Origin of the sequence: Pseudomonas fluorescens (assembly GCF_902497855.1) — a bacterium.
GTDB lineage: Bacteria > Pseudomonadota > Gammaproteobacteria > Pseudomonadales > Pseudomonadaceae > Aquipseudomonas > Aquipseudomonas fluorescens_BI.
In genome coordinates this window covers 370,757-382,322 of sequence record NZ_CABVHU010000002.1, presented here as the reverse complement: position 1 = coordinate 382,322, position 11,566 = coordinate 370,757, and the positions used below count along the sequence as shown (strand labels likewise).

Sequence of the window (11,566 nt, the reverse complement as noted above, 5' to 3'; positions counted from 1 at the left end):
GCCCTGCTTATTTCATAATGCGCGCTTATTGGATCCCCCTCGATGGGTCCGCGCGCCCCTCCAGAGGTAAGTCGATACCCATGAACCGCACCGGCCGCACCCTTGCATTGGGCTGCCTGTTGCTCCTTCAGCCCCTGCTCGCGCTCGCACAGGCAGGCGGCAACTCGTTGTTAATCCCAGCGATGGGTCGCTGCACCCTCAATACTCAGCCACAAGATCTGGCTCAGGCACTCGCGGCCTGCCAGAAAGCGTCGGATGAAGGGGATGCGCAAGCGCAATACGAGCTGGGTGAGTTCTACTACGACGGAAAAAATTCGCCGCGCGACCTCAAAAAAGCCCTGAGCTACTTCGAAAAAGCCTCGCTGCAAGGCCACGCCCAGGCACAGTTCAAACTGGGCACCATGTTTTTCCACGGCGAAGGCGTGCCGGCCAATAACGTCCAGGCGTATATCGTGCTGAAAATGGCGGCGGTCAATGGCGCTGAAGAGGCGCTGGATACGGCGGATGAAGTGGCCGAGAAGATGCCTCGGGAAGAACTTGAGGTGGCAACCCAGGTGCTCGGGCAGATTTTCCGTAAATACCTGATGGAATTGCAGAGCGCCGATGGGCGTACGCCTTTCTCGCCACTGCCCTGATTTTTGTATTGATCTTTCTGGCCCCTTCGCTGGCAAGCCAGCTCCTACAGGGGATCGCGTTCTTTCATGAGAATGCGGTCATGTAGGAGCTGGCTTGCCAGCGAATGAGGCGACTCGGTCTTGACTACTACTTCTCAGGCATCGGCATCGGAAACGGCATGACATTGCCGACCGCGCCGCGGGCTTCGCTGATTTTCGGTGTACCTAGGCGTTCGACTTCGTCGATGCGCACGATCGAATGCATCGGCACAAAGCTGCGCACGACGCCTTCGAACTGAGCCTTGAGCTTCTCTTCGCTAGGATCGACGACCACCTGGGTGCGCTCGCCAAAGACGAACTCTTCCACTTCCAGGAAGCCCCACAGATCACTTTGATAGATCTGCTTGGCGTACATTTCGTACACCTGGCCCTGATTGAGGAAAATCACCTTGTAGATTGGAGCTTCACGTTTGGTCATGGCAGGCGAAACACATCGGGGATAGAAATGAGGGCGCGAACTATAGCATAGCCACCGGACGCACAGCGGTAGGAACCTTGGGACATGTTCCCTATAATGCGCGGTTCTTTGAATCACGTGATGACTCTATCCATGGCCAAGAAGCTTTACATCGAAACCCACGGTTGCCAGATGAACGAGTACGACAGCTCGCGCATGGTCGATCTGCTGGGTGAACATCAGGCCCTGGAAGTCACCGCCCGCGCTGAAGACGCCGACGTGATCCTGCTCAACACCTGCTCGATTCGCGAACGCGCCCAGGACCGGGTGTACTCCCAGCTCGGCCGTTGGCGCGAACTGAAACTGGCCAACCCTGAAATGGTGATCGCCGTCGGCGGTTGCGTGGCCAGCCAGGAAGGCGCCGCCATCCGTGACCGGGCGCCGTATGTCGACGTGGTGTTCGGCCCGCAAACCCTGCACCGTCTCCCGGAAATGATCGACGCCGCCCGCGCCACCAAGTTGCCGCAAGTGGACGTCTCGTTCCCGGAAATCGAAAAATTCGACCACCTGCCCGAGCCGCGCATCGATGGCCCGAGCGCCTATGTGTCGGTGATGGAAGGTTGCAGCAAGTACTGCACGTTCTGCGTGGTGCCCTATACCCGAGGCGAAGAGGTCAGTCGCCCGTTCGACGACGTGATTGCCGAGATCATTCACCTGGCCGAAAACGGCGTGCGCGAAGTGACGCTGCTGGGTCAGAACGTCAACGGTTATCGCGGAACAACCCACGATGGTCGCCTGGCGGATCTGGCCGAGCTGATCCGGGTGGTGGCCGCCGTCGATGGGATCGACCGCATCCGCTATACCACCTCGCACCCGCTGGAGTTCTCCGACAGCCTGATCCAGGCGCATGCCGACGTGCCGGAACTGGTGAAACACCTGCACTTGCCGGTGCAATCGGGCTCTGACCGCATTCTGTCGGCAATGAAGCGCAACCACACCGCGCTGGAATACAAATCCAAACTGCGCAAGCTGCGGGCCGCCGTGCCGGGGATTTGCATCAGCTCGGACTTCATCGTCGGCTTCCCGGGCGAGACCGAAAAAGACTTCGAACAGACCATGAAATTGATCGAAGACGTCGGTTTCGACTTCTCCTACTCGTTCGTCTACAGCCAGCGTCCGGGGACGCCGGCGGCCGACCTGGCCGACGATACGCCGGAAGCCCTGAAAAAAGAGCGCCTGAACACCCTGCAACATCGCCTGAACCAGCAAGGTTTCGAGATCAGCCGACAAATGGTCGGATCGATCCAGCGGATCCTGGTGACCGATTATTCGAAAAAAGACCCTGGCGAACTGCAAGGCCGGACCGAGAATAACCGTATCGTCAACTTCCGCTGCGACACTCCTACCTTGATCGGGCAGTTCGCCGATGTGCACATCGATGCCGCACAGCCGCACTCGCTGCGGGGTTCCCTGATCCAATAACCGCCGCCTGACCTGTAGGAGCGAGGCTTGCCCGCGAAGGCAACACTGCTGTTCTACCTGACTGACCGCGTTAACGTTCTTCGCGGGCAAGCCTCGCTCCTACAAGGGATGGTGATTGGCGCTGGATTATTTAAGAGCTTTCGCACCCAGCCCACTGGCGTTATCCTTGATTTCATCTCAATTGCCCCAGGGCGGCTAAATACGACCTTGAACGCACCCATAGAACCACATCGTTTCATCCTCGAGCCCTTTGAAGCTCGCCGCTTCGCCAATCTGTGCGGGCAATTCGACGAGCATCTGCGCTTGATCGAACAGCGCCTGACCATCGAGATCCGTAACCGCGGAAACCAGTTCGAACTGATCGGCGAGCCCAAACACACCACCTCCGCGGAAAACCTGCTGCGTCGCCTGTACCGGGAAACCAAGGGTACCGAGCTGTCGCCGGACATGGTTCACCTGTTCCTGCAGGAATCGGCCGTCGAAGAGCTGGACAACCACTCCCCCGCCGAACCGTCCGTCGCCCTGCGCACCAAAAAAGGCATGATTCGCCCTCGCGGCTTGAATCAGTTGCGCTACGTGAAGGAAGTACTGGGGAACGACATCAATTTCGGCATCGGCCCGGCCGGTACCGGCAAGACCTATCTGGCCGTTGCCTGCGCGGTAGACGCGCTGGAACGCGAGCAGATTCGCCGCATCCTGCTGGTGCGCCCGGCAGTGGAAGCGGGCGAAAAGCTCGGTTTCCTGCCCGGCGACCTGTCGCAGAAGATCGACCCGTACCTGCGCCCGCTCTACGACGCACTCTACGAAATGCTCGGCTTCGAACATGTAGCCAAGCTGATCGAGCGCCAGGTCATTGAAGTCGCGCCGCTGGCCTACATGCGCGGTCGTACGCTGAACAACAGCTTCATCATCCTCGACGAAAGCCAGAACACCACGGTCGAGCAGATGAAAATGTTCCTGACCCGGATCGGCTTCGGTTCCACCGCGGTCATCACCGGTGACATCACCCAGGTCGACCTGCCGAAAGGCACCAAGTCCGGGCTGCACCACGTGATCGAGGTGCTCAAGGACGTGCCGGGCATCAGTTTCACCCACTTCCAGCCCAAGGACGTCGTGCGCCACCCACTGGTGCAGCGTATCGTCGAAGCCTACGAGCGCTTCGAGAATCGCGTGGCCGATGAACCGGCGAAGTTCTCTTCCAGGGACAATCGCCACGATGCTTGAGCTTGATCTGCAGCTTGAAAGCCGGGGCACCGCCCCCAGTGAAGCCAAGTTCCGCCAATGGTGCGAACTGGCCCTGCGCCAGCGTACTGCCGATTCCGAAATGACCATTCGCCTGGTCGATGAAGAAGAGGCCCGCGAACTGAACAGCACCTGGCGACACAAGGATTACGCCACCAACGTCCTGTCGTTTCCTGCCGATGTGCCCGACGAGTTTCTCGACATCCCGCTGCTCGGCGATCTGGTGATCTGCGTGGCCGTGGTCGAGCGCGAAGCCGCCGAACAGGGCAAGGCGCTCGACGCCCACTGGGCGCATCTGGTCATCCACGGCTGCTTGCATCTGCTGGGTTACGACCATATGGATGACGACGAGGCTGAAGAAATGGAAGCACTGGAACGAACGTTGCTTGCAGAGCTGGGTCACCCGGACCCGTATGCGGACGACGAAACAGACGCACCCCCTATCGTCACAACAAAGGATTCAGAGTAATCGCTATGAGCGAAGATCGATCGAGCAACGGGCAAAAGTCATGGCTGGGTAAGCTCACCCAGGCTTTTGCCCACGAGCCGAAGAACCGCCAGGAGCTGCTGGAGCTGCTGCGCGATGCACACCAGAACAAACTGCTGGACAGCGAAGCGCTGGCCATCGTCGAAGGAGCCATCCAGGTTGCAGACCTGCAAGTACGGGACATCATGGTCCCGCGCTCGCAGATGATCAGCATCAAGGCGACCCAGACTCCCCGCGAGTTCCTGCCTGCCGTGGTCGATTCGGCCCACTCCCGCTACCCGGTCATCGGCGAAAGCCACGATGACGTGATGGGCGTGTTGCTGGCCAAGGACTTGCTGCCGTTGATCCTCAAGGAGAACGGCGACAACTTCAACATCAAGGACCTGCTGCGCCCGGCCACTTTCGTGCCCGAGTCCAAGCGCCTGAATGTGCTGCTGCGCGAGTTCCGCGCCAACCACAACCACATGGCCATCGTCATCGACGAGTACGGCGGTGTGGCGGGCCTGGTAACCATCGAAGACGTGCTGGAACAGATCGTCGGCGACATCGAAGACGAGCACGACGTCGAAGAGGACAGCTACATCAAGCCACTGCCCAGCGGCGACTTCCTGATCAAGGCCCTCACGCCGATCGAGAACTTCAACGAGTTCTTCGACAGCCAATTCTCCGATGACGAGTTCGACACCGTCGGCGGCCTCGTGATGAGTGCGTTCGGGCATCTGCCAAAACGCAACGAAATCACTGAAATCGGCCCTTATCGCTTCCGCATCCTGAACGCCGACAGCCGTCGGATTCACTTGCTGCGCCTGACGCCTATTGCCCGGTAACACCTAAGGATAGAAATGCATTGGATCACCCGCCCCGGCTGGCCCGGTAACCTGCTGGCCGTGGCGGCCGGTGCAATCACCACCCTGGCCCTGGCGCCGTTCGATATCTGGCCACTGGCATTGCTGGCGGTCGGTTTGTTCTATGCCGGTTTACGTGAACTGAACCCCCGCCAGGCCCTGGGCCGCGGCTGGTGTTTCGGTTTTGGGCTGTTTGGCGCCGGTACCAGTTGGATTTACTACAGCATCCACCACTTCGGTGGCGCTTCGGTGCTACTGGCCGGCTTCCTGATGCTGATCTTCACGGCGGCGATTGCCTGGTTCTTCGCCCTGCCCGCCTGGATCTGGGTGCGCTGGCTGCGCCGCAACGAAGCGCCGCTGGCCGATGCCCTGGCGTTCGCCGCGCTGTGGGTCGCCCAGGAGGCCTTTCGTGGCTGGTTTCTCACCGGCTTCCCATGGCTCTATTCCGGTTACAGCCAACTCGATGGCCCACTGTCCGGGCTCGCGCCCGTCGGCGGGATGTGGCTGATTTCCTTTACCCTGGCCCTGACCGCTGCGCTGCTCTACAACGCGTTACCCTTGGTGAAAACCGCTCGTAAAGGCTTCATCGCCGCTGGCGTGCTGCTGATGATCGGCCCATGGGTGGCCGGCATGGCGCTCAAGGAGCATGCCTGGACCAGCCCGGCGGGGGCGCCACTGAGCGTCGCGGCGATCCAGGGCAATGTCGAACAGAGCATGAAGTGGGACCCGGCGCAGCTCAACGCGCAACTGGCGCTGTACCGCGACATGAGCTTCAGCTCCAAACCGGTCGACCTGTTGATCTGGCCGGAAACCGCGGTCCCGGTACTCAAGGAGTCCGCCGAGGGCTACCTGAACATGATGGGCGACTTCGCCGCAGAGCGTAAATCCGCCCTGATTACCGGCGTACCGATCCGTCAGGAAATGCATCAACAGAAACGCTTTTTCAACGGTATCACCGTGGTCGGCGAAGGCGATGGCACCTACCTCAAGCAGAAGCTGGTGCCGTTTGGCGAATATGTGCCGTTGCAGGACGTGCTGCGCGGGCTGATCGCCTTTTTTGACTTGCCGATGTCGGACTTCGCCCGCGGCCCTGCCGATCAGCCGATGCTGCAGGCGAAGGGTTATCAGATCGCGCCTTACATCTGCTACGAAGTGGTGTATCCGGAATTCGCCGCCAGTCTCGCGGCCCGTAGCGATTTGCTGCTGACCATCAGCAACGACACCTGGTTCGGCACCTCCATCGGCCCGCTGCAACATTTGCAGATGGCGCAGATGCGCGCATTGGAAGCCGGACGCTGGATGATCCGCGCCACCAACAACGGCGTGACCGGCCTGATCAACCCGTTCGGGCAGATCACGGTGCAGATCCCGCAGTTCGAACGCGGCATCTTGTATGGCGAAGTGGTGCCGATGCACAACCTGACGCCTTACCTGCAATGGCGTTCGTGGCCGCTGATCGTTGTTTGCGTGTTGTTGTTTGGCTGGGCGTTGATTGCGAATCGAATGGCCAAGACCGTCTGAACTGACACCGCATCAAACCTGTAGGAGCCGGCTTGCCGGCGAAGAGGCCCTTTCAGCCAACAATGATGTCGACCGGAAGGGCCTCTTCGCTGGCAAGCCAGCTCCTACAGGGCGTGGATAACCATTCGGTTATCGGTAAAACAGCGAATACCCGATCTGCCCCACCGCCTCATTCATCAACTGCCCGCTCTGCCAGAGCGCCTTGAACTCCGGCAGCCAGCCGCCCAGTGGCCGCGCGTTGTCCACCCCTAGAAACCCCATCGGCGCCGGCACCACCTCGAACCCTGCCTGCTGGAAACTCCAGACCGCCCGCGGCATGTGCGAGGCGTGCGTCACGAGCACGACCCGCTTGATGCCCTGGGGCAGCAACACTTGGGCACTGAACTGCGCGTTCTCCCAGGTCGTGCGGCTGCGCCCTTCCTGCCAACGCACGGTCACGCCGAAATCATCGAGCAAGGAGTCCGCCATCAACCTGGCTTCGGTTGGCGGGGTACCGTAATGCAGGCCACCACTGGTGAGGATCGGCAAGCCCGACGCCTTGGCCAGCCGCGCCGCATAGCGCTGGCGCTCCAGGCCTATGCCGGTCGGCTGGTCGGCGCCCCAGGCCGGATCGCCACGCTCGCGCCCCGACCCCAGCACCACGATCGCATCCGCCTGCCGACCCAATGTTGCCCATTCATGGCCAGCCAGCGGCGGTTCACGCTCAAGCGCCCTGGCGCTCCACTCCACCACTATCGGCAGGCTCATCAGCCAGAAGCCGCCAACGCCCAAGGTAAAGCACAGAGCCGCCAGTCGCGGCCTTGAGCGGCGCAACCACCAGGCAAGCAGCAACAGCAGCAACAGAACACCGGGAGGCAGTAGAAGTTGTTTGATGAAATAGCGAAAAGGCATCGAGCATCTCCTAAAGATGCCCGAAGCCTAAGTGGGTTGACGCGATGCGACAACAAATGCGGAAGGTATATGCTTTAAAAAACCATGGGTCATGGCTTCAGGTGACCTTACTTGAATTGCAAAGACCGGACCTTTACCGCGTCCCTGCCAGGTACCTTGTCCTTGAGCCAGATGATCTTGGCCGAACGTGGTGCGTCGAGTTGCTTCACTGCCTCTGACAAGTATCCGTGTGATTCACGTTCACTGCGATCCAGATATGCTTTGACCAGTGCAAACTCTGCGGGGCTCAGGCCACGCAGTTCCAGCTCCAAGGGGCGCTCATCGCGCAGCCGGTCAGCGGTTTTGGCCGCGTCCAGGGCCATGCCCAGACGATCGATCAATCTTTCGTACAACTCCGGTTTTGTAACTTTTTGCCGTGACTCAACCATCCCTCACCTCATTGAAGATAAGACTCGCTCCCCTTTTAGAGCTTAGCTTCCATGAACAAACCGGCTGGGTGCCGCGACCAACGGCCCTCGCAGCGGGTTTTGCCAGGCCTTGGGCAGTAATCAGGGTTTCCCTCGGTAGAGTGCGGTCATGTATGCTACGGGGCTTCCTGTAACTCCACTTCCAGCTCGTCTGGACACCGAAGCGCCGATCTGGCGCACTCACCGTCCAGCGTGTATCGAAGAGGACTAGGCCACCCCTATTCAGTTCAAAAAGTAGCCATGCACGAACAATATCAGCCCCGTGAAATCGAAGCCGCCGCCCAGTCGTTCTGGGACGAGCAAAAGTCCTTTGAAGTCAGTGAACAGCCAGGCAAGGAGACGTTCTACTGCCTGTCGATGTTCCCTTACCCCAGCGGCAAGCTACACATGGGGCACGTGCGCAACTACACCATCGGCGACGTGATCTCCCGCTACCAGCGCATGCTGGGCAAGAATGTCCTGCAACCCATGGGTTGGGACGCCTTCGGCATGCCGGCGGAGAACGCCGCGATGAAGAACAACGTAGCACCCGCCAAGTGGACCTACGAAAACATCGCCTACATGAAAACCCAGCTGCGCAGCCTGGGCCTGGCGGTGGACTGGTCCCGCGAAGTCACCACCTGCAAGCCGGATTACTACCGCTGGGAACAATGGCTGTTCACTCGCCTGTTCGAAAAAGGCGTGATCTACAAAAAAAGCGGCACCGTGAACTGGGACCCGGTCGACCAGACCGTGCTGGCCAACGAACAGGTGATCGACGGTCGCGGCTGGCGTTCCGGCGCGCTGATCGAAAAGCGCGAAATCCCGATGTACTACTTCAAGATCACCGCTTACGCGGATGAGCTGCTGGAGAGCCTCGACGAACTGACTGGCTGGCCTGAACAGGTCAAGACCATGCAGCGCAACTGGATCGGCAAATCCCGCGGCATGGAAGTGCAGTTCCCGTACAACGTCGATTCGATCGGCGAAGCCGGCGCACTGAAAGTCTTCACCACCCGTCCGGACACCCTGATGGGCGCGACCTACGTTGCCGTGGCCGCCGAACACCACTTGGCCGCCCTGGCCGCGCAGAATAACCCTGAGCTGCAAGCGTTCATCGCTGAATGCAAGGGCGGCAGCGTCGCCGAAGCCGATGTCGCCACTCAAGAGAAGAAAGGTCTGCCGACCTCGCTGTTCGTCGAGCACCCGCTGACCGGTGAGAAACTCCCGGTATGGGTCGCCAACTACGTACTTATGCATTACGGCGATGGCGCAGTGATGGCCGTTCCGGCTCACGATGAACGTGATTTCGAGTTCGCCACCAAGTACAACCTGCCGATCAAATCCGTGGTGCGCACAAGTTCCGGTGACACCAACCCGGCCCCTTGGCAGGATGCGTACGGCGAGCACGGCACGCTGATCAACTCCGGCGAATTCGACGGCCTCGACTTCGCAGGCGCCTTCGACGCCATCGAAGTGGCGCTGATCAAGAAAAACCTCGGCGCCTCGCGTACCCAGTTCCGCCTGCGCGATTGGGGCATCAGCCGCCAGCGCTACTGGGGCTGCCCGATCCCGATCATCCACTGCACTACCTGCGGTGATGTGCCGGTCCCGGAAGATCAACTGCCTGTCGTCCTGCCGGAAGACGTGGTACCGGACGGTGCCGGTTCGCCACTGGCGCGCATGCCCGAGTTCTACGAGTGCAGCTGCCCGAAATGCGGCCAGCCTGCCAAGCGTGAAACCGACACCATGGACACCTTCGTCGAGTCCTCGTGGTACTACGCCCGTTACGCCTCGCCGCACTATGCAGGCGGCCTGGTGGAAAAATCCGCGGCCGACCACTGGTTGCCGGTGGACCAGTACATCGGCGGTATCGAACACGCGATTCTTCACCTGCTCTACGCGCGCTTCTTCCACAAGCTGATGCGCGACGAAGGCCTGGTGAGCTCCAACGAGCCGTTCAAGAACCTGCTGACCCAGGGCATGGTGATCGCCGAGACCTACTATCGTCGCGAAGCCAATGGTGCCTACACCTGGTTCAACCCGGCGGACGTCGAACTCGAACGCGACAGCAAGGCCAAGGTCGTCAGCGCCAAGCTGATCGCAGACGGCCTGCCGGTGGAAATCGGCGGCACCGAGAAGATGGCCAAGTCGAAGAACAATGGCGTCGACCCACAGTCGATGATTGACCAGTTCGGCGCCGACACCTGCCGCCTGTTCATGATGTTCGCCTCTCCGCCCGACATGAGCGCGGAATGGTCCGACTCCGGCGTAGAGGGTTCGCACCGCTTCCTCAAGCGCGTCTGGCGCCTGGCTCAAGCGCACGTCACCCAGGGCCTGCCGGGCAAACTGGACGTCGCCGACCTGAACGACCAGCACAAAGCCATTCGCCGCTCGATCCACCAGGCCATCAAGCAGGCCAGCCACGACGTCGGCCAGAACCACAAATTCAACACCGCCATCGCCCAGGTGATGACGCTGATGAACGTGCTGGAAAAAGCCCCGCAAGGCACCGAACAGGATCGCGCACTGATTCACGAAGGCCTGGAGACCGTGGTCCTGCTGCTGGCACCGATCACTCCGCACATCAGCCATGAGCTGTGGCATCGCCTGGGTCACGCCGATCCGGTGATCGACGCCGGTTGGCCGGTACTGGACGAAAGCGCCCTGGTACAGGACAGCCTGCAGCTGGTCATTCAAGTGAATGGCAAATTGCGCGGCCACATCGAAATGCCCGCCAGCGCCAGCCGCGAAGAAGTCGAAGCCGCCGCACGGGCCAACGAGAACGTGCTGCGCTTTGTCGACGGTCTGACTATTCGTAAAGTGATCGTAGTGCCCGGGAAACTGGTCAATATCGTCGCCAGCTAAGTGGATCAGGCGCCAGGTCCAGCCTGGCGCCGAGTAAAACCTTTCGGGTCGCATGATCGGCCCACCTGGTTTCAAGGGGAACACAAGATGATCAAACGCAATCTGCTGGTGATGGGCCTCGCCGTTCTGCTGAGCGCCTGCGGTTTCCAGCTGCGCGGCACCGGCACTACCGAGCTGGCGATCAAGGAACTCGACCTGAGCGCCCGTGATGCCTACGGTCCGACCGTCACCCAAATGCGTCAGGTGCTGGAAAGCAGCGGCGTCAAGCTCTACAGCGGCGCCCCTTACAAACTGGTGCTGACCGGCGAACAGGAAAGCCAGCGCATCCTCAGCTACGCCGGTGCCGGCCGCACTGGCGAGTATCAACTCAGCACCGTGCTCAGCTACGACATCAATGGCCAGGGCAACTTGCCACTGATGAGCGACAAGCTCGAAGTGCAGAAAGTCTTCATCCACGACGGTAACAACCTGGTGGGCTCCGATCAGGAAGCCAATGACGCTCGCAAGGACATACGTCGTGAATTGGTGCAACGCATGATGCTGCGTCTGCAGCAGCTGACCCCGACCCAACTGGATCAGATGCAACAGACCGCCGAGGCCCGTGCCAGGGCTGAAGCCGCGGCATTGGAAGCAGCGCAGAAGGCTGAAGCGCAAACGCCGCGTCAGTCACCTGTCGAACTGCCGCGGCAGTAAGCGTTGCGGGGCGCCTCGGC

Annotated in this window: 11 protein-coding genes; 8 read left to right on the top strand and 3 right to left on the bottom strand. The window is 60.5% G+C overall.

Features of this window, described 5'->3' with window-relative positions:
• The first annotated feature begins 80 nt into the window (after positions 1–80).
• Positions 81–635: a tetratricopeptide repeat protein gene (locus tag F8N96_RS06610; protein WP_150764988.1), complete on the top strand. Its 555-nt coding sequence runs from the start codon at positions 81–83 to the stop codon at positions 633–635.
• Between the two features lie 127 nt (positions 636–762).
• Here the strand turns inward: F8N96_RS06610 and F8N96_RS06605 are convergent, their stop codons facing one another.
• Entirely contained in the window at positions 763–1,092 is a 330-nt protein-coding gene (locus tag F8N96_RS06605; RefSeq protein WP_007894425.1) for a DUF1820 family protein, read from the bottom strand.
• 132 nt (positions 1,093–1,224) lie between these two features.
• Here F8N96_RS06605 and miaB point away from each other — a divergent pair, with 132 nt between their 5' ends.
• The 5 genes from miaB (at position 1,225) to lnt (ending at position 6,648) form a co-directional block, all read left to right on the top strand.
• Positions 1,225–2,553, top strand: coding sequence for a tRNA (N6-isopentenyl adenosine(37)-C2)-methylthiotransferase MiaB (gene miaB / locus F8N96_RS06600; RefSeq protein WP_191635338.1), 1,329 nt, complete (start codon positions 1,225–1,227; stop codon positions 2,551–2,553).
• A 207-nt stretch (positions 2,554–2,760) separates the two neighbouring features.
• Positions 2,761–3,777, top strand: coding sequence for a PhoH family protein (locus F8N96_RS06595; protein WP_150797130.1), 1,017 nt, complete (start codon positions 2,761–2,763; stop codon positions 3,775–3,777).
• A complete protein-coding gene (ybeY, locus tag F8N96_RS06590; protein WP_150797129.1) occupies positions 3,770–4,264 on the top strand; it encodes an rRNA maturation RNase YbeY in 495 nt (164 codons plus the stop codon). Before F8N96_RS06595 ends, ybeY begins: the two co-directional genes overlap by 8 nt.
• A 5-nt stretch (positions 4,265–4,269) precedes the next feature.
• On the top strand, positions 4,270–5,109 hold the full coding sequence (locus F8N96_RS06585) for an HlyC/CorC family transporter (RefSeq protein WP_064675727.1): 840 nt from the start codon (positions 4,270–4,272) through the stop codon (positions 5,107–5,109).
• A 15-nt stretch (positions 5,110–5,124) separates the two neighbouring features.
• Positions 5,125–6,648: an apolipoprotein N-acyltransferase gene (gene lnt, locus F8N96_RS06580; RefSeq protein WP_150797128.1), complete on the top strand. Its 1,524-nt coding sequence runs from the start codon at positions 5,125–5,127 to the stop codon at positions 6,646–6,648.
• Positions 6,649–6,777: 129 nt separating this feature from the next.
• Here the strand turns inward: lnt and F8N96_RS06575 are convergent, their stop codons facing one another.
• Both F8N96_RS06575 and F8N96_RS06570 read right to left on the bottom strand, forming a co-directional pair.
• The gene (locus F8N96_RS06575; protein ID WP_150797127.1) at positions 6,778–7,539 is read right to left on the bottom strand and encodes a YdcF family protein; all 762 of its coding nucleotides are present in this window, start codon (positions 7,537–7,539) and stop codon (positions 6,778–6,780) included.
• Positions 7,540–7,646: 107 nt separating this feature from the next.
• Complete coding sequence (locus F8N96_RS06570; RefSeq protein ID WP_150797126.1) at positions 7,647–7,967, bottom strand: hypothetical protein; 321 nt, start codon at positions 7,965–7,967, stop codon at positions 7,647–7,649.
• Positions 7,968–8,246: 279 nt separating this feature from the next.
• On the opposite strand from F8N96_RS06570, the gene leuS reads away from it, so the two are divergent.
• Together leuS and lptE are read left to right on the top strand one after the other, a co-directional pair.
• The gene (leuS, locus tag F8N96_RS06565) at positions 8,247–10,853 is read left to right on the top strand and encodes a leucine--tRNA ligase (RefSeq protein ID WP_150797125.1); all 2,607 of its coding nucleotides are present in this window, start codon (positions 8,247–8,249) and stop codon (positions 10,851–10,853) included.
• 87 nt (positions 10,854–10,940) lie between these two features.
• The gene (gene lptE / locus F8N96_RS06560) at positions 10,941–11,546 is read left to right on the top strand and encodes an LPS assembly lipoprotein LptE (RefSeq protein WP_150764996.1); all 606 of its coding nucleotides are present in this window, start codon (positions 10,941–10,943) and stop codon (positions 11,544–11,546) included.
• Positions 11,547–11,566: the final 20 nt, after the last annotated feature.